General features: G+C 66.8%; 16 protein-coding genes and 1 pseudogene. 9 read left to right on the top strand and 8 right to left on the bottom strand.

The window, feature by feature from the left end:
• Window positions 1–7: 7 nt before the first annotated feature.
• Both aspT and BMG07_RS16550 read left to right on the top strand, forming a co-directional pair.
• A complete protein-coding gene (gene aspT, locus BMG07_RS16555) occupies window positions 8–1,696 on the top strand; it encodes an aspartate-alanine antiporter (RefSeq protein WP_198085493.1) in 1,689 nt (562 codons plus the stop codon).
• Window positions 1,697–1,754: 58 nt separating this feature from the next.
• Window positions 1,755–3,377, top strand: a complete 1,623-nt coding sequence (locus BMG07_RS16550) for a bifunctional aspartate transaminase/aspartate 4-decarboxylase (RefSeq protein ID WP_198085492.1) — start codon at window positions 1,755–1,757, stop codon at window positions 3,375–3,377.
• A 45-nt stretch (window positions 3,378–3,422) separates the two neighbouring features.
• On the opposite strand, the gene BMG07_RS16545 is transcribed toward BMG07_RS16550, so the two are convergent.
• Window positions 3,423–4,127 carry a TetR/AcrR family transcriptional regulator gene (locus tag BMG07_RS16545; protein ID WP_198085491.1) on the bottom strand — a complete coding sequence of 235 codons (705 nt, stop codon included), beginning with the start codon at window positions 4,125–4,127 and terminating at the stop codon, window positions 3,423–3,425.
• A gap of 167 nt (window positions 4,128–4,294) precedes the next feature.
• Here BMG07_RS16545 and BMG07_RS16540 point away from each other — a divergent pair, with 167 nt between their 5' ends.
• The 5 genes from BMG07_RS16540 to BMG07_RS16520 are packed head-to-tail and all read left to right on the top strand — an operon-like array spanning window position 4,295 to window position 10,087.
• Window positions 4,295–5,509 (top strand): branched-chain amino acid ABC transporter substrate-binding protein, encoded by a 1,215-nt coding sequence (locus tag BMG07_RS16540; protein WP_198085490.1) that lies wholly within the window; start codon window positions 4,295–4,297, stop codon window positions 5,507–5,509.
• 51 nt (window positions 5,510–5,560) lie between these two features.
• The gene (locus BMG07_RS16535; RefSeq protein WP_198085489.1) at window positions 5,561–6,343 is read left to right on the top strand and encodes an SDR family NAD(P)-dependent oxidoreductase; all 783 of its coding nucleotides are present in this window, start codon (window positions 5,561–5,563) and stop codon (window positions 6,341–6,343) included.
• 23 nt (window positions 6,344–6,366) lie between these two features.
• Window positions 6,367–7,164: an SDR family NAD(P)-dependent oxidoreductase gene (locus tag BMG07_RS16530; protein ID WP_198085488.1), complete on the top strand. Its 798-nt coding sequence runs from the start codon at window positions 6,367–6,369 to the stop codon at window positions 7,162–7,164.
• On the top strand, window positions 7,161–8,846 hold the full coding sequence (locus tag BMG07_RS16525; protein WP_198085487.1) for a class I adenylate-forming enzyme family protein: 1,686 nt from the start codon (window positions 7,161–7,163) through the stop codon (window positions 8,844–8,846). The genes BMG07_RS16530 and BMG07_RS16525 overlap by 4 nt, the downstream gene beginning before the upstream one ends.
• Entirely contained in the window at window positions 8,843–10,087 is a 1,245-nt protein-coding gene (locus BMG07_RS16520) for an acetyl-CoA acetyltransferase (protein WP_198085486.1), read from the top strand. Before BMG07_RS16525 ends, BMG07_RS16520 begins: the two co-directional genes overlap by 4 nt.
• Window positions 10,088–10,092: 5 nt before the next feature.
• On the opposite strand, the gene BMG07_RS16515 is transcribed toward BMG07_RS16520, so the two are convergent.
• The 7 genes and pseudogenes from BMG07_RS16515 to BMG07_RS16480 form a co-directional block, all read right to left on the bottom strand.
• Window positions 10,093–11,256, bottom strand: a complete 1,164-nt coding sequence (locus BMG07_RS16515) for an MFS transporter (protein ID WP_198085485.1) — start codon at window positions 11,254–11,256, stop codon at window positions 10,093–10,095.
• A 17-nt stretch (window positions 11,257–11,273) separates the two neighbouring features.
• Complete coding sequence (gene aroC, locus BMG07_RS16510; protein ID WP_198085484.1) at window positions 11,274–12,389, bottom strand: chorismate synthase; 1,116 nt, start codon at window positions 12,387–12,389, stop codon at window positions 11,274–11,276.
• 297 nt (window positions 12,390–12,686) lie between these two features.
• Window positions 12,687–13,769, bottom strand: a complete 1,083-nt coding sequence (locus tag BMG07_RS16500; protein ID WP_198085483.1) for a hypothetical protein — start codon at window positions 13,767–13,769, stop codon at window positions 12,687–12,689.
• Window positions 13,770–13,835: 66 nt separating this feature from the next.
• Window positions 13,836–15,409, bottom strand: a pseudogene (locus tag BMG07_RS16495) (MFS transporter).
• A gap of 180 nt (window positions 15,410–15,589) precedes the next feature.
• Window positions 15,590–16,054 carry an SRPBCC domain-containing protein gene (locus BMG07_RS16490; protein ID WP_198085482.1) on the bottom strand — a complete coding sequence of 155 codons (465 nt, stop codon included), beginning with the start codon at window positions 16,052–16,054 and terminating at the stop codon, window positions 15,590–15,592.
• Window positions 15,940–16,401, bottom strand: a complete 462-nt coding sequence (locus BMG07_RS16485; RefSeq protein ID WP_198085504.1) for a helix-turn-helix transcriptional regulator — start codon at window positions 16,399–16,401, stop codon at window positions 15,940–15,942. Before BMG07_RS16485 ends, BMG07_RS16490 begins: the two co-directional genes overlap by 115 nt.
• A 32-nt stretch (window positions 16,402–16,433) precedes the next feature.
• Window positions 16,434–16,766, bottom strand: coding sequence for a GrpB family protein (locus BMG07_RS16480; protein WP_198085481.1), 333 nt, complete (start codon window positions 16,764–16,766; stop codon window positions 16,434–16,436).
• Window positions 16,767–16,860: 94 nt separating this feature from the next.
• Between BMG07_RS16480 and pip the strand changes: the two genes are divergently transcribed.
• Together pip and BMG07_RS16470 are read left to right on the top strand one after the other, a co-directional pair.
• The gene (gene pip / locus BMG07_RS16475) at window positions 16,861–17,814 is read left to right on the top strand and encodes a prolyl aminopeptidase (protein WP_198085480.1); all 954 of its coding nucleotides are present in this window, start codon (window positions 16,861–16,863) and stop codon (window positions 17,812–17,814) included.
• Window positions 17,815–17,894: 80 nt separating this feature from the next.
• Window positions 17,895–18,317, top strand: a complete 423-nt coding sequence (locus tag BMG07_RS16470) for a cupin domain-containing protein (RefSeq protein ID WP_198085479.1) — start codon at window positions 17,895–17,897, stop codon at window positions 18,315–18,317.
• Window positions 18,318–18,480: the final 163 nt, after the last annotated feature.

Genomic DNA, 18,480 nt, shown 5'->3' with positions numbered 1-18,480 from the left:
TTGACCCATGGAATGGCTACATGAACTCTTCAAGAAATCGCCCGAGATGGCGCTCTTTCTGTCGCTGGCGGTCGGCTACTGGATAGGCAAGATCAAGTTCGGCAAGTTCCAGCTGGGCGGCGTGGCCGGCTCACTGCTGGTGGCCGTGCTGGTCAGCCAGGTCGGCGTGCAGGTGGACGGCGGCGTGAAGGCCGTGCTGTTCGCGCTCTTCATCTACGCGGTGGGTTTCGAGAGCGGGCCGCAGTTCTTCAGCTCGCTGGGCAAGCAGTCGATCAAGGAGATCATCCTGGCCGCGGTGATGGCGGCCACCGGCCTTGCAACGGTGGTGGTCATGGCCAAGCTGTTCGGGCTCGACAAGGGGCTGGCGGCGGGCGTGGCGGCGGGCGGGCTCACGCAGTCGGCCATCATCGGCACGGCGGGCGATGCCATCGGCAAGCTCGGGCTCGCCGCGGCCGAGACGGCGCGGCTGCAGGGCAACGTGGCCATCGGCTATGCGGTGACTTATGTGTTCGGCTCGTTCGGCGCGATCATCGTGTGCGTCAACATCCTGCCCAAGCTCATGGGCCGCACGATTCGCGACGACGCCATCGCAGCCGAGACCGCCATGCAGGCCGGCGTGAAGGTGCTGGGCCCCGACCAGCAAGAAGCGGCGCCCTCGCTGGTCGGCCGCATCTACGAGCTGACGGGCGACCCCAAGCGCACGGTGGCCGACATCGAGAACGCCAACCCGGCGACCACCATCACCATCGAGCGCGTGAAGCGCGACGGCAAGTTCGTCGAGGTGAGCCCCGAGCTGGTGCTGCGCCAGGGCGACATCGTGCTGGCCGTCGGCCGGCGCGACGCGGTGGTGGCCAGCGCGCCGCTGCTGGGCAAGGAGGTCTACGCGGTCGACGGCATGGAGCTCACCATGCAAAAGCGCGAGATCGTGCTGACCAACAAGCAATTCGACGGCAAGACCGTCGACGAGATCCGCAAGGGCACCGCCGGCGGCGTGCGCCACGGCATCTTCGTGGTGCAGCTCAGCCGCATGGGCAAGGTGCTGCCGATGCGGCCCGACACCGTGGTGCAGGCCGGCGACCTGGTGTCGATCTTCGGCGCCGAGCAAGACGTCAAGCGCGTGGCCGCCATCGTCGGCGACGTGATCGTGCCGAGCGCGAAGACCGACTTCGTGTACCTGGGCGCGGGCCTCGTGGTGGGGCTGCTGGTGGGCCTGCTGAGCGTGAAGGTCGGCAACATCCCGCTGACGCTGGGTGCCGGCGGCGGCGCGCTGCTGTCGGGCCTGCTGTTCGGCTGGTACCGCGCCAAGCGCCAGACCTTCGGCGCGCTGCCGCCGAGCGCGGTGCAGCTGCTGAAAGACCTGGGCCTGGCCGGCTTCGTGGTGGTGGTGGGCCTGTCTTCGGGCCTGCAGGCGGTGGAGACGATCAAGCAACTGGGCCTGACGATCTTCGGCGTGGGCGTGGTCGTGACCATCGTGCCGATGCTGCTCACCATGCTGTTCGGCCGCTACGTGCTGCGCTACGACAACACGGCCGTCTTCGCCGGTGCGCTGAGCGGTTCGCGCAGCGCCAACCCCGCGTTCGGCGAAGTGCTCGACAAGGCCGAGAACTCGATTCCCACCGTGCCCTTCGCCATCACCTACGCGCTGGCCAACGTGTTCCTCACGCTGCTCGGGCCGCTGATCGTGGCGCTCGTGTGAGCGCGGCGATTTTTCTCTTTTCTTCTTTTTTCAGATTCATCTCAACCAGGAGCACCTCATGGATTTCAGCGACGTCAAAAAACTCGGTGGCTTGAGCCCCTTTGAACTGAAGGATGCCCTCATCCAGGTGGCCCGCCAGAGCGACCGCCTGATGCTCAACGCCGGCCGCGGCAACCCGAACTTCCTGGCGACCACGCCGCGCCACGGTTTCTTCCAGTTCGGCCTGTTCGCCATGACCGAGAGCGAGCGCTCCTACATCTACATGGAAGGCGTGGGCGGCTTCCCGCAGCGCGAGGGCATCGAGGCGCGCTTCGAGATCTTTGCCAAGTCGCATGCGGGCGAGCCCGGCGTGCGCTTCATCGAGGCGGCCGTGTCTTATGTGCGCGACCAGCTGGGCCTGTCGGCCGGCGACTTCATCTACGAGATGTGCGAGGCGATTCTCGGCTGCAACTACCCGGTGCCCGACCGCATGCTGCGCCTGAGCGAGATCATCGTGGGCCAGTACATCCACAAGGAAATGATCGGCACGCACCCCTTCGTGGGCAAGTTCGACATGTACGCGGTCGAGGGCGGCACGGCCGCCATGACCTACCTGTTCAACAGCCTGCGCGAGAACCACCTGCTGCAGCCCGGCGACACCATTGCGCTGGGCATGCCGATCTTCACGCCGTACATCGAGATCCCGCACCTCAACGACTACCAGCTGATCGAGGCGCTGATCGATGCGCCGCCCGAGAACGACTGGCAGTTCACCAGGAAAGAGCTGCAGAAGCTGCTCGACCCGAAGGTCAAGGCCTTCTTCCTGTGCAACCCGAGCAACCCGCCGTCGGTGAAGATCAGCGACGAGGTGCTGGGCTACATCGCCGATATCGTGAAGCAGCGGCCCGACCTCATCATCCTCACGGACGACGTGTACGGCACTTTCGCGGACAACTTCCAGTCGCTGTTCGCGATCTGCCCGCAGAACACCATCCTGGTGTACTCGTTCTCCAAGTACTTCGGCGCCACCGGCTGGCGCATGGGCGTGGTGGCCACGCACGAGGACAACATCCTCGACCGCAAGATCGCCGCCCTGCCCGAAGCCAAGCGCAAGGAACTCGACGCGCGCTACAGCTCCATCACCACCGAGCCGCGCAAGCTGAAGTTCATCGACCGCCTCGTGGCCGACAGCCGCACCGTGGCGCTGAACCACACGGCGGGCCTGTCGACGCCGGTGCAGGCGCAGATGGTGATGTTCTCGCTGTTCTGCCTGATGGACGAGCCCGACGCGTACAAGAAGTCGATGAAGCACATCGTCAAGCGCCGCAAGGAAGCGCTGTACCGCGAACTCGGCCTGCCGCTGAAGGACGACCCGAACTCGGTGAGCTACTACCACCTGCTCGACCTGCAGGACATTGCCACGCAGATGCACGGCGAGCGCTTCGGCAAATGGATCGTGACCAAGCTGCAGCCCAACGAGGCGCTGTTCCGCATCGCCGAGGAGACCAGCATCGTGCTGCTGCCGGGCCGCGGATTCGGCGGCAAGCACGCGTCGGGGCGCGTGTCGCTGGCGAACCTCAATGAATACGACTACGCGAACATCGGGCGGTCGTTGCGGAAGCTGGCTTCGGAGTACTTTGCGGCGTTCGAGAAAGAGAACGGCAAGGGCGCCAAGCCTGCAAAGGCCGGGAAGAAGAAGTAAGAGCCAGACGGCGTCCCACGCCAACAGCGCGGGACGCAGAAAAACTCAGGTTGGCTTGCGCGACCTGGCCGACTTCGTCGGCCGCAACCCGTGGATCACATGCTGCGCGAAGGTCGTTGCAATCGCTTCGCCGCGCACCGCGCCCTCTTCCGTGAACCAGCGGTTGATGTTGTTGATGGCGCCCATGAAGAAGAACACCGCGAGCTTCGGGTCGCAGGGCTCGATGGCGCCTTCGTCGATGCACCGCACGACGAGCGCGCGCAGTTGCGTGTCGACCACGCGCCGGCGCTGCTGGATCAGCACGCTGTGCTGCTCTGTCATCGAGTAGTACTCGGTCAGCACCACGCACGTGCCGAGTTCGCTCGTCATCTGGCGGATGTACGACTCGACAAAAAGCCGCAGCACGTCGAGCGCGTTGTCGGCTTCCGACTCGGCGCCGGCCAGGGCCTCCTCGGCCATGCCGATGGCGAGCTTGTGGCACTCATAAAGGATTTCGTGCTTGTTCTTGACGTAGCGGTACAGCGCGGGCTTGGTCACGCCCAGCGCGCTGGCCACGTCGTCGAGCGTGGTGTTGTGAAAGCCCTTGACGCCGAAGGTCCGGCCCGCCGCGGCGATGAGTGCGCGCTTGCGCAGCTCGCGCGGATCGGGCGTGCTCGCCAGCGCGTTGTTCCAGCGCGCCTGCTTCGAAGGAGGAGGTGGAGGTGGAGGTGGAGGTGGAGGTGGAGGTGGAGATTTGAGCTTGGTGTCCATGGATGGAGTCGGATTGTCGAATACCTGGCGGATCGGGTCAGCCCCTTGACGGGTTCGGGCATCGCCAATATATTCACCGTCAGTTACTCTACAGTAACTTCAAGTGAATATAAAATTCCGCCGTCTTGCGCACCCTGTGCGCGCGTCGGCGCACAACGGAGACAAGCATGAAATTCCTTCGCGCCCTGGGCGCGTCGGCGGTGTGGGCCGCCTGCGCGTTCACCGCTTCCGCGCAATCACAATCCCCCGCGCAGCCGCCGATCCGCATCGCGCACATCGACACCTTCTCCGGCCCGACGGCCTCCACCGGCGTGACGGTCTCCAAGACGCTGCTCTACGCGGCCGACCTGATCAACCAGCGCGGCGGCGTGCTGGGCCGCAAGCTCGAGGTCGTGCAGCTGGACAACGCCGGCGACCCGGCCAAGGCGGTGTCGATGCTCAACGGCGCGATCGACCAGAAGATCAACTTCGTGGTGCAGGCGGGCAACTCCGGCATTGCCGCCGCCCTGCTCGGCGCAGTCGACAAGCACAACGAGCGCAACCCCAGTTCGCGCGTGCTCTACCTGAACTACGGCTCGGCGCTGCCCGAGCTCACGGGCGAGAAGTGCAGCTTCTGGATGTTCCGCTTCGAGGCGCACCAGCTCATGAAGATGCACGCGATTGCCGACTACGTGAAGAAGAACCCGCAGATCAAGAAGATCTACCTGATCAACCAGGACTACGCGTTCGGTCGCGAGGTCAGCGCCGATGCGCGCGAGATCATCGGCAAGGCGCGGCCCGACGTGCAGTTTGTCGGCGACGACTTCCACCCCTTCGGCAAGGTCAAGGACTTCTCGCCCTACATCCTGAAGATCAAGCAGTCGGGCGCCGACACGGTGCTCACCGGCAACTGGGGCAACGACCTGTCGCTGCTGGTGCGCGCGAGCAAGGAAGCGGGCCTGCCCGCGCGCTACATCACCTACTACGGCGGCCTGTTCGGCGTGCCGACCTCCATCGGCCCGGCCGGTGAGAACACGGTGTTCCAGATTTCGTCGTGGCACCCCAACGTGCCGGTCGAAGACAAGCAGCCCGAGCTCGAGAAGTACCAGCGCGACTTCAAGGCCAAGTTCGGCGAAGACCTCTACTACACCTCCATCGTGGTGCAGACCGAGATGCTGGCGCGCGCCATCCAGAAGGTCGGCAACACCAGCGACCTCGTGAAGATCGCGCTGGCGCTCGAAGGCATGGAATACGACTCGCCGTTCGGCAAGATCCAGATGCGCAAGGACGACCACCAGGCCACGCACCCGCTGTACATCAACCAGCTCGTCAAGGGCGTGAAGTACGACGCCGAAGGCTGGGCATGGGCTGGAAGACGGTGGCCAAGGTGCCCGGTCCCGTGACCGAATTGCCCGTCAGCTGCAAGATGCGCCGGCCCGACTGAGACCTCGCCCATGAAGACTGTGGAAAGTACCGTCGAAGGCAAGGTCGCGGTGGTCAGCGGCGGTGCGTCGGGCCTGGGCGCGGCGACCGCGCAAGCGCTGCACGCGGCCGGCGCGAAGGTCGTGCTGCTCGACCGCGATGCGGCGGCGCTCGACGCGGCTGCGACGGCAATGGGCGTGGCCGGTTTCGCGGTCGATATCGCGGATGCGGCGAGTGTGGAAGCCACCTTCGCGCGGATCGAATCCGAAATCGGGCGCACCGCCATCCTGGTGAACTGCGCGGGCATCGCCGATCCGGGCAGCGTGGTGCGCCGGGGCAAGGCCATGCCGCTGGACGAGTTCCGGCGCGTCATCGAAATCAACCTGCTCGGCACCATCAACTGCATCCGCTGCGCGGTGCCGCAGATGATCGAGGGCCGAAGCGGCGACGGCGAAGAAGCAGGCGTGATCGTCAACACCGCATCGATCGCGGCCTTCGACGGGCAGATGGGGCAAGCGGCCTATGCCGCGTCCAAGGGCGGCGTGGCGGGCATGGTGCTGCCGCTGGCGCGCGAACTGGGCGAGCACGGCATTCGCATCATGGGCATCGCGCCCGGCGTGTTCGAAACGCCGATGACGCTGAACCTTGCGCCCAAGTCGCGCGACGTGGTGTTCGCCGCGGTGCCGCCCTTTCCGCAGCGGCCGGGCAAGCCCGAGGAATTCGCGGCGCTGGTGATGGCGATCTTTGCCAACCCGATGCTCAACGGCGAGGTGATCCGCCTGGACGGCGGGCTGCGCATGCCGGCGCGCCTCTGAACGAAAAGAAAAAGGAAGAAGCGATGCAGATCGAAGGAACGGTCGCCGTCGTCACCGGCGCGGCCTCGGGCCTGGGGCGGGCCACGCTGCTGCGGCTGGCCGCACAAGGCGCGCGCGTGGTGGCGATCGACCTGCCGGGTGCGGCGCTCGACGAACTCGCCGCCGACGCGAAGGCGCTGGCCATCGGCGGCGACGTGTGCTCGGCGGCCGACATGGAGGCGGCATTCACGCGAATCACGGCCACGCTCGGCACGCCGCGCGTCCTCGTGAACTGCGCCGGCATATTGGGGCCGGCGCGCGTGTTCCGCGTGGACAAGGCCAGCGGCAAGGTCACCCCGCGCGGCATCGATGCGTTCCGGCGCGTGATCGAGGTCAACCTCGTCGGCACCTTCAACGCCATCCGCCTGTTCGCCGAAGGCCTGAGCGGCGAAACCGCCGCCGATGGGCAGGACCGCGGCGTGATCGTCAACACGGCTTCCGTTGCAGCCTACGAAGCACTCTCGGCACAGACCGCCTACGGATCGTCCAAGGCGGCCGTGGCCAGCATGACCTTGCCGCTCGCGCGCGAGCTGGCGCGCTTCGGCATCCGGGTGATGGCGATCGCGCCGGGCACTTTCGAGACCGGCATGTACGAGGTCGTGCCTTCGCACACGCGCCGCACGCTGATCGACGACGTGCCGTTTCCGCCCCGCCCCGGGCACCCCGATGAATTCGCGCACATGGTGCAGGCGCTGATCGAGAACGCGATGATGAACGGCTCGGTCGTGCGTATCGACGGCGCGGTCCGCATGCGCGAGCCTTCCCGCAGCCCCACGCCATGAACGACATCTCGCACCCCACCGGCGTTGACCCGGTTCGCATCGAGGCGCTCTACGGCGATCGCCTCGTGCCCTGCTACGCGCAGCGCCCGCGCAACCTCGATGCGATGCTGCGCGCCGTGGTTGCGCAACGCGGCGACGCACCCGCCATCGAGGACGGCCCCCGCACGCTGAGCTACGACGCCTTCGACCATGAAGTCGACTGCGCCGCGCGCGGGCTGGCGCTGCAGGGCCTGCGGCGCGGTGATCGCGTGGCGCTGTTCGTCGGCAACCGCGCGGAGTTCGTCGTGCTGCTGTTCGGCATCTGGCGGCTCGGCGCGATAGCGGTGCCCGTCGGCATCCGGCAGAGCGCGGCGGAACTGCGCTACATGCTCGGCCAGTGCGGCGCATCGGCTTTGGTGTTCGACGCCTCGCTGGCCGACAGGCTGCCTGCGCGCGACGAGATCGCGGGCGTGCATTGCCTGGTCTGCATCGAGGAAGACGCACGCAGCGCCGACGCGGTGTGTCGCGGCGCACTGGGCTACCTCGCGCTGCAAGACGCCGGTTCGCGCGCACCACGGATCGAGAGCGTGGCGCGCGCCGAGGACTTCGACGACCAGCAGCCCGCCTGCATCATGTACACCTCGGGCACCACCGGCCACCCGAAGGGCGCGGTGCTCTCGCACCTGGGCTTCTTCCACACGGCGCGCCACTACCAGCGCCGCTTCGGCTACACGGCCGAAGACCGCATGCTGCTGGTGATTCCCGCCTCGCACATCTCGGGCCTGCTGGCCGTGGTCGTCGTGACGCTGCAGGTCGGCGGCTGCCTGGTCTGCATGCGCCAGTTCCAGGCCGGCGAGGCACTGGCCACGATCGCGGCGCGACGTGTCACGGCGGCGGTGATGGTGCCCGCGATGTACAACCTCTGCGTGCTGCACCCCGACCTGGCGGCGCGCGACCTCTCCTGCTGGCGCGTCGGGCATTTCGGCGGCGCGGCCATGCCGGAGATCACCATCCAGCGGCTGGCCGAAGCACTGCCCGGCCTTGCGCTCTACAACGGCTTCGGCTCGACGGAAACGACATCGGCCGTTGCGCTCACCGAGTTCGGCGATGCGGCCCGCGTGCCGGATTCGGTCGGCACGCGGGTCCCGTGCGTGGACATTCGCGTGCTCGACGCGCAGGGACATGAAGTGCCCGTGGGCGAGCCGGGCGAGCTGTGGATCCGCAGCCCCGGCAATGCCATCGGCTACTGGGCCAACGAAGCGGCAACGCGCGCGGCCTTCGTGGCCGGCTACTGGCGCTCGGGCGACATCGGCAGCGTCGACGCGCAAGGCTTCGTGCGCGTGTTCGACCGCATCAAGGACATGATCAATCGCGGCGGGTTCAAGGTCTACTGCGTCGAACTCGAGAACGTGATCCAGCGCTACCCGGGCGTGATCGAGGTGGCCGCCGTGGCGAGCCCCTGCCCCGTGCTCGGCGAACGCGTGCATGTGTTCCTGCATGCGACGGACCCCATCGAGCCGCAGGCCGTCAAGGCCTTCTGCCGCGCGGCACTGGCCGACTACAAGACGCCCGACTTCATCACCGTCAGCCCGACGCCGCTGCCGCGCAACCTCAACGGCAAGCTGGTCAAGGCGCCGTTGCGCGAGCAGGCGCTGCTGGCGGCGCGGCAACGCAGCACAACCCTTTCTGAAAGCACCTCATGAGCACCTCTTCTCCTGTCTACATCCTCGGCGGCCACCAGACGGATTTCGCGCGCAACGCGGCGCGCGAGGGCCATGGCCTGTTCGAGCTGATGCGCGAGGCCGTGCTCGGCGCGCTGGCCGATGCCGACCTGGCGGCGAGCGACATCGAGTCGGGCCATGTCGGCAATTTCGTGGGCGAGCTGTTCACGGGCCAGGGGCAACTGGGGGGCATGCTGGCGGCCATCGACCCGGCCTTTCACGGCATGCCGGCCGGGCGCCACGAGGCCGCCTGCGCGTCGGGCAGCATCGCGATGCTGGCGGCCACGGCCGAGATCGAGTGCGGGCGCTACGACTGCGTGCTCGTCACCGGCGTGGAGCTGGAGCGCAATGTGCCCGGCGCGCTCGCGGCGCAGCACCTGGGCGCGGCCACCTGGGTGGGCGAGGAAGGCCAGGACGCGAAGTACGTGTGGCCGCACATGTTTCACCTCGTCGGCAAGGAATACGAAAAGCGCTACGGCCTGAAGTACGAACACCTGGCGCGCATCGCGCAGATCAACATCGCCAACGCGCGCCGCAACCCGCTCGCGCAGACCCGCGGCTGGAACTACACCGACGCGAGCTTCACGGCCGACGACGAGGCCAACCCGGTGATCGAAGGCATGATCCGCCGGCAGGACTGCGGCCAGGTGACCGACGGCGCCGCCGCCGTGGTGCTCGCCTCCCCGCGCTTCGCGCAGGCCTGGGCAAAGCGCCGCGCGCTGGCGCTGCCGGCCGTGCCGCGCATTGCCGGCTGGGGGCATCGCACGGCGCAGCTCAAGCTCGCGCCCAAGCTGCAGGCCAGCGCGGGCCAGCCCTATGTGTTCCCGCATGTGCGCGAGGCCATCCAGGGCGCGTTCCGCCGCGCGGGCGTGGCCGATGTGTCGCAGATCGACGGCATCGAGACGCACGACTGCTTCACGACCACCGAGTACATGGCGATCGACCACTTCGGCATCACCGCGCCAGGCGAAAGCTGGAAGGCGATCGAGGAAGGCGTGATCGCGGCGGACGGGCGCTTGCCGATCAACCCCAGCGGCGGCCTGATCGGCCTGGGCCACCCCGTGGGCGCGACGGGCGTGCGCATGGTGCTCGATGCTGCGCGCCAGGTGAGCGGCCGCGCCGGCGATTGCCAGGTTGAAGGCGCCCACCGCTTCGCCACGCTCAACATCGGCGGCAGCGCGACGACGGTGGTGAGCTTCGTGGTCGAGAACGAAAAAGGCTGAGCGCCTCAGCGCGCCGCCGCTTCCAGCCGCATCACGCGCCACGCGCACAAGGTGCCCGCCACCGCGAGCAGCGCCGCCAGCGCGAACATCGTGCGGTAGCCGAAGGCCTGCGCCACGGCCCCGCCGAGCAGCACGCCCAGCACGCCGCCGAAGCCGTAGCCGATCACCGTGAACAGCGCCTGCCCGCGCCCGCGCAACTGGCCCGGAAAGCGGCGCGACACCACGGCAATGCAGGTCGTGTGATGCGCCGCAAAGCTCAGCGCGTGAAGCCACTGCGCGACGATCAGTGCCACCACCCAGCCGCCCAGCCCGGCCGTGAGCCCCAGCCGCGCGACGGCGGCAACGCCGCACACCAGCATCCAGCGCGGCATCGGCAGCAGGCCGATGAGCCGGCCCTGCAGAAAGAACCAGACGATTTCAGCCACCACCGACAACGCCCACAGCAGGCCGATGGTGCTCTTGCTGTAGCCGATGGAGTCCAGGTACAGCGAGAAGAACGCGTACACCGAGAAGTGCGACATCACCTGGAAGAACAGCGCCGCGAAGAACCACCGCACCGCCGGGTTGCGCAGCACCGGACCGATGGGCGCCTTGACGGCGTCGTGCGCGGCGGGCGGCTCGCGCAGGTCGGGCAGCTTCATGGTCGCGATCAGCACGATGGCCAGCGTGCCGGCCGCCCATGCCGGAAAGTGCTTCATGCCGAAGCGCTCGAACCACTCGCCCGCGACGAACACCGTGAGCAGGAAACCCGCCGAGCCGCACAGCCGGATGCGCCCGTAGCGACCCCAGTCGCCCGCCACCAGCTGTGCCATCGCGGCCTCGGTGAGCGACATCATCGAGCTGGTGTGGGTGAACATCACGAGCAGCACCAGCGCCAGCCACCACGCGCCGCCGTGCCACCACAGCCCGAAGGAGCTGGCCAGCGCCACCGCCGCGCTGAAGCGCAGCAGCTTGACGCGCTGGCCCGTGTGGTCGCTCAGCGCGCCCCAGGCATAGGGCGCGAAGACCCGCGTGATCGACTGCACCGACGCCAGCAGGCTGATGGTGAAGATCGGCAGCCCCAGGTCCTTGAGCCACAGCGGCAGGTAGGGGTTGAAGAACCCGATGTGCGCGAAATAGCTGGCCGACAGGCCAGCGAAAGCCAGCAGATGGCCGCGCCCCGCGGCCACGGATGCCGGCGGGGGCACTAGAGGAAGGACGCCTGGGGCGACGTGGCTTCGGTCTTCTCGCCCGGGTTCTGCTGGACGTCGCCGCACTGCGCGCGGTTGCGCAGCACGTGCTCCATCACCACCAGCGCCAGCAGCGACTCGGCGATGGGCGTCGCGCGAATGCCGACGCAGGGGTCGTGGCGGCCCTTGGTGACCACCTCGACCGGATTGTTGTGGATGTCGATGGACTGGCGCGGGCTGATGATCGAGCTGGTCGGCTTGATCGCGATGCTCACCTCGAGGTCTTGCCCCGAGCTGATGCCGCCCAGGATGCCGCCCGCGTTGTTGCTCAGGAAACCGGTGGGCGTGATGGAGTCGCCGTGCGTGGTGCCACGCTGCGTGACGCTGTCCCAGCCCGCACCGATCTCGACCGCCTTCACCGCGTTCAGGCCCATCATGGCGTAGGCGATTTCGGCGTCGAGCTTGTCGTACAGCGGCTCGCCCAGGCCCACGGGCACCTTGGTGGCGGTGACGCGGATGCGCGCGCCGCACGAATCGCCGGCCTTGCGCAGGCGGTCCATGTAGTCTTCCAGCGCGCTCACGTCGGCGACGGGGGCGAAGAAGGGGTTGTTGGGCACGTGGTCCCAGCTCTCGAACGGAATGGCGATTTCGCCGATCTGCGTCATGCAGCCGCGAAACACCATGCCGTATTTTTCGGCCAGCCACTTCTTGGCGACCGCGCCGGCCGCCACCGTGGGCGCCGTGAGCCGGGCCGACGAGCGCCCGCCGCCGCGCGGGTCGCGAATGCCGTACTTCTTCCAGTAGGTGAAGTCGGCGTGGCCGGGGCGGAACTGCTGGGCGATCTGCCCGTAGTCCTTGCTGCGCTGGTCGGTGTTCTGGATCAGCAGCGCAATGGGCGTGCCGGTGGTCTTGCCCTCGTACACGCCCGACAGGATCTGCACCGCGTCGGGCTCGGCGCGCTGGGTGACGTGGCGGCTGGTGCCGGGGCGCCGGCGGTCCAGGTCGGCCTGGATGTCGGCCTCGCTGAGTTCCATGCCGGGGGGGCAGCCGTCGATGACGCAGCCGATGGCCGGGCCATGCGACTCGCCGAAATTGGTGACCGCGAAAAGTGTTCCGAAGGTGTTGCCGCTCATGACGGGGATTATCCCTACAAAGCGGCCGCCCCTCAGCCGGCCGTGCTTTCGGGCGCGTTTTCCAGGCGCTTGGTGAGCGTGCCCAGCTGCAGCTCGATGGAGAAGAGCCGCTCGTTCAGCACGGCGTCTGCAGCCGGATCGCCTCGATGATGGCCTTGGTCTGCGGGTCGGGGGCGTTCTCGCAGAGTTCGGCCAGGTCATGCAGCTTCTTGCGCAGTTCGTTGCTCATGGAAGGCTCCGGTGATCGGGTTGCGTCGTGGGAGCCCCAGTATGGGGTTTCGTCAGCGGCCGGGCAAATTACTTTCGCGCCGAAGTACTTTCGGACCGAACGGTCCACATCACAACATCGTCCTTCTTCAAGACAAGTCGGGCGACTTGTCTTGTCGCACTCTTGCTGGAAGAACTTGCCCCCGATTTCTCCACGACCATCTGAGCGCCGATTCGAGAGCGGATGGTCACATCTCGAAGGATGCCGACGGACTCCGATGACGAGATCACGCAACGCAAATCACTCGAGGAAGTCATTGGCAAGGAGCGACACACGTCGGCCTTGACCAACAGGTCCACATTCTTCATTTCCCCGAAACCAAGTACGCGAATGGTGCTTACCGGGATCTCAAAGAAATTTCCTGTAAGCAGCGTCAAGACCAAGAGCATCACCGAAGAGGAAATCGGAGCGAAGAGCCATGCCTGCTTAATGGACAAATGGGCCGTTGCAACATTCAGTCCGATCAGTAGAAGAAACCAAGCCGAAACCACAACAAGAATCAGCCACGATGGATGATCGCTACCTGCGGAAAAGCGCAGTGCTATTTGGAGGGCCGTGAACATGCCAACGATCCATGCAAATGCACTAAAACTAAGTAGGAAGATGCTCTCGAGCCCAGCACCTCCCTCAACTTTGGCTTCAGCAAGATGCGCCGATTTTTCACGGGCTTTGCTTAGGCTGAAAACCCGCCAGACAACCGCGACCACTGGCACGGCAAAAAATATCGGGATTAAGTAATTGGTAAACGATGCGAACCTCCCTTCATACACCCAGGCACCAATGACGATCACGATCGGGAACAGCACTCCCGCAGCAGCAATGGTTGCGAGAGTCCCTTTGTCCGGAGGCAACCTCGACGCACGTAGCGCGTACTGAGTGACAACGCCTGGCAGCACTGCAATGAGCACGAAAGCGGTGATGGTTCCAAGACCGACCAGCGCAACAGCAGATAGCAGCGCCGTCGAACTGGCCAAGTCCACATCCGGCATGAATCCGATGCGAACGAAAAAAGCCAAGACAATCAACCCGCCGATCGTCAACACAGAAGTCGCAAAAGTCTTGATCGGATTCGCAAAAACGAAATCCCGAAACGGCTTTATCTCGGTTGTCATTGGTCAATGAGCATGCAGTTCTTTGCCCGACGATACCTGCTTGAGCACCCAGGTCTGCCAGTCATTTCATTTCGAGCAACTCACACCGCCCAGCACTGGAGATTCAGACACAGGCTCGGATACCCCGCGCAACCGCACCGCCACCAGCGCCCCCACCAGCAGCAGCACCGCCGCGCAGATGCCGGCCGTCAGCCGCAGGCCGTGCAGCAAGGCGCCGCGACCCGCGTCGAGCAACGCGCGCCGGCGCTGCCGCCCACCTGCCCGGCCAGGGCAACCGCCCCGCCCAACGTGCTGCGCGCGGCCTCCACCTCGACGGGGCCCGCCAGCCCTGACGGAACCGCATCGCCCATGGTGCCGCGATAAATCGCCGCGCCCACGCTGCCCAGGATCGCGATGCCCAGCGCACCGCCGAATTCCGAGCTGGTCTCCGAAACGGCAGAGGCCACGCCCGCGCGCTCCGGCGGCGCGCTGCCCACCACGAGGTCGGTCGCCAGCGTGAACACCGGCGCCAGCCCGAGCGACGAGATGACGGCGCTGCTCACCATCCACGCCAGCCCGTCCTGCGCGGGCAGCACCACCAGCATGCCGAAACCCAGCGCCGCCACCGCCAGCCCGCCGCCCATGACGAAGGCCGGCCGCATGCGCCGCGCCAGCGCCGGCACGACCATCGAGCCGACGATGAAGGCGCCCGCGCTGGGCATGCTCCACAGCCCCGCGTGGAGCGGCGACAGGCCGAGCACCAGCTGCAGGTACTGGGCGTTGTAGAGAAACATGCCGAACATCACGAAGCAAGCCAGCATGTACGCCGCGAGCGACACGCTGAAGGCCGGCAGGCTGAACAGGGCCAGGTCGATCATCGGGTTGGCCAGCCGCTTCTGCCGGCGCACGAACACCGCGCCGAGCACCAGCCCCACCGCGATCGACAGCACGGGCAGCACGCCCGGCGCGTGCTCGGCGATCTGCTTGACGCCGTAGATCACCGCCAGCACCGCGCCCAGCGACAGCGCCACGCTGGGCAGGTCGAGCCGGGCCGCGTCGGGGTCGCGGTACTCGGGCAGCAGCAGCGGGCCGAGCACCAGCAGCAGCACCATCACCGGCACGCCGATGAGGAACACCGAGCCCCACGCGAAGTACTGCAGCAGCACGCCGCCCAGCACGGGGCCGATGACGGCGCCGGCCGAGTAGCTCGAGATCCACACGCCGATGGCCACGGTGCGCTGCGCCGGGTCGAGGAACATGTTGCGGATCAGCGAGAGCGTCGACGGCGCCAGGGTCGCGCCCGCCACGCCGAGCAGCGCGCGGGTGGCGATGAGCATGTTGGCGCTGGTGGAGAACGCGGCCAGCACCGAGGCGATGCCGAACGCGACGGCACCGATCAGCAGCAACCGCCGCCGGCCGATGCGGTCGCCCAGCGTGCCCATGGTGACGAGCAGGCCGGCCACGAAGAAGCCGTAGATGTCGACGATCCACAGCAGTTGCGAGGCGGTGGGCTTGAGGTCTTCGCTGATCGACGGGATCGCGAGGTTCAGGACCGTGAGGTCCATGGAATAGAGCATGCACGGCAGCGCGATGACGGCCAGGCCGGTCCATTCGCGTGCGGTGGCGCGGGCGGGAGTGAGGGTGTTGGGGGTGTCGCTCATCGACCTCGTTCGTTGGGAATGGCTGGCACGCCGCTTCTCGTTCGTGCAGGGCGCAGAAGGTATCTCATGCGGCATTCCCCTCCGGGTTTTCCATGATTTCTGCTGAGGCCGCTTGGTTCGGGGCGGGTGCACAGGACACCGCCGGCGGGAGCGCGCCCTGAACGCCCCTGAATGACCCCTTCAGGCCGTCAAACTCAACCAGCCATCCAGCTTGACGAGCGCTCCGCTCCAGCCATGGTGATGCGCGTCGCGCGCGGCCTCGTCGAAGAACTGCTCGTGCTGCAGCACCAGCTCGCAACCCTGGGCGTCGGGTTCGATGCGCACGGTGACGCGCGACGCGCGCTCCGGCGTGCTGCGCCAGGCCCAGCTGAAGACCAGCTTGCGGTTGGGAACGACCTCGAGGTACGTGCCGCTCACGTCGTGCGTTTCACCGTCGCTGGCCAGCATCGCCACGCGAAAGCGTCCGCCCACGCGCAGGTCGACTTCGGCGATCGGCACCGAGACGATTTCCTCGGGGCCGAACCAGAGCTTCAGCGCTTGCGGGTCGGTCCACGCGCGCCAGACTTTTTCGGGGCTGACGCGGTAGTGCCGGCGGAGGGTGAGCGAGGGGCGCTCGGCGGTGTCTCGGGGGGAAGGGTTCGCCATTCGGTTTCCTCTTGATGGTAGAGAAAGCGCGCCAATGCATCGAGGCGCCCGGTCCAGAATTTCTCGTAGCGCGACAACCACACAGCGGCCTCCTGCATGGGCCGGGGCGACAGCTCGCAACGCACGACGCGGCCCTCTTTCGTGCGCGAGATCAGGCCGGCGTGTTCGAGCACGCGCAGGTGCTTCATGAAACCGGTCAGCGACATGCCGTGCGGCTCGGCCAACTCGGTCACGCTGAGGCTGCGCTCGCCCAGCGTCTCCAGGACCGTGCGGCGCGTGGAATCGGAGAGCGCGGCAAAGATCGCGTCGAGGGAACCGGCGTCCGGATGAGCGGTTGAGTGAACCATGCGGTTGAGTATCTGGAACGCCCGCGCCTTCGTCAAGCGCGTTGCGCCAGGTCGATCTGCGCATGGATCTCGCGGATCACGGCCTCTTTTTCGCGGTTGTAGATCTCGGGGTTGGCCGCGTCGATGGTGTGCGCGCGGTCCTTGGCTTCCTCGTACCTTTGGCGCAGGTCCGGCCGCTGCTCGAGGATGTCCATGAACGCCAGCGAGTCCTTGTGGACCGGATCGCCGCGATGGCAGATGTGGATGTTGACGTTGAACACACGCCCACCGTGCCGCACGCTGCCGCAGACATAAGGCTTCTCGTCCTTGTCGACCCACACGGGGCGCCGGTGAAACCCGAGCTTTTCGAATGGGTCGATGTTCATCGTGGCGCCTCCGCCGGTGACTTTAGCCGCTGGCAACGCACCGGGCGATATGCTCGACCGCGACACGTCGACACCCACTGAAGGAGAACCATCGATGCCCGAGCTGCGCCAGTTGTATCCCCCGATCGAACCCTATGAAAGCGGCATGCTCGATGTCGGTGACGGCCATCGCATCCGCTATGAGCGCGTGGGCACGCCCGGCGCCAAGCCGGCGGTGTTCCTGCATGGCGGGCCTGGCGGCGGCATCTCGCCCGCGCATCGGCAGCTGTTCGATCCGGCGCGCTACGACCTGATGCTGTTCGACCAGCGCGGCTGCGGCCAGTCGCTGCCGCATGCCGGTCTCGAGGCCAACACGACCTGGCACCTGGTGTCCGACATCGAGCGCCTGCGCGCGCTGGCCGGCGTCGACCGGTGGCTGGTGTTCGGCGGCTCGTGGGGCTCCACGCTCGCGCTGGCCTACGCGCAGAAGCACCCCGAGCGCGTGAGCGAGCTGGTGCTGCGCGGCATCTACACCGTGACCCGCGCGGAGCTGCAGTGGTACTACCAATTCGGCGTGTCCGAGATGTTCCCCGACAAGTGGGAGAAGTTCCAGGCGCCGATTCCCGAAGCCGAGCGCGGCGACATGGTTGCGGCCTACCGCAAGCGACTCACCGGCGACGACCCGGTGGCGCGCATCGAGGCCGCGCGCGCCTGGAGCGTGTGGGAGGGCGAGACCATCACCCTGCTGCCGAGCCCCGCGCTCTCCGACGCGCATGCCGACGACCATTTCGCGCTGGCCTTCGCGCGGCTGGAGAACCACTACTTCGTGCACGGCGCCTGGCTCGAAGAAGGCCAGCTGCTGCGCGACGCGCACCGGCTGCGCGACATTCCCGGCGTGATCGTGCACGGCCGCTACGACATGCCCTGCCCCGCGCGCTACGCCTGGGCACTGCACAAGGCGTGGCCCCAGGCCGAGTTCCACCTGATCGAAGGCGCGGGGCACGCCTACTCGGAGCCCGGCATCCTCGACCGGCTGGTGCGCGCGACCGACGGCTTCGCCCAGCGCTGACTGAGCGCGGCACCTTCGCGGGAACGCTTTATGCGTGCTGCAACGCAGCACCCATCACCACCACCGCGAAGGAGCACCCCATGCTGGACCGTACCGCCACCCAGTTCTCCCATGTCAAACCCGGTGACACGGAGTTCGTCTCGGGTGGTTTGCGTGACTTCTTTCTCTACCGCGACCTGGGCATTGCCGAGGCCACCAACGGCAAGGTGATCGCGCATCTGGTCAAGGCCAACATGGCACCGGAAACGGGCACCGGCTGGCACCGCCACGAGGCGGACTTCCAGATCGTGATCATGGTCAAGGGCTGGGCCCGCTTCATGTACGAAGACAAGGAAACGCTGGTCGAGGCCGGCGACGTGGTGCACCAGCGCCCGGGCATCCGGCACTTCCTGTTCGACTACTCGCCGGACATGGAGTACCTGGAGATCGTCTCGCCGGCGGACTTCAAGAGCGTGGATGTGGAGCCGGTGTGCGAGATTCCGCCGCCTACGCCCTGGAAGTAAGCCGCCGGGCGGCGAGGCCACTGCCGGTTCGGAAGAAAGCTGTCTACCACCTGACCTGTCAGGTAAAGATGACCGTTTGTCTCGCCCACCAAACACCGCTCATCATTCACTACAAATAAGATTCATTCGCGGTCAGAATTTCCGTCGGTGGTGCTTTTGTTTG

Origin of the sequence: Variovorax sp. E3 (genome assembly GCF_016082275.1) — a bacterium.
In the GTDB taxonomy this organism is placed as follows: Bacteria; Pseudomonadota; Gammaproteobacteria; order Burkholderiales; family Burkholderiaceae_C; genus Variovorax.
The sequence above is the reverse complement of the archived record's forward strand: the minus strand, read 5'-3'. Positions and strand labels throughout refer to the sequence as shown.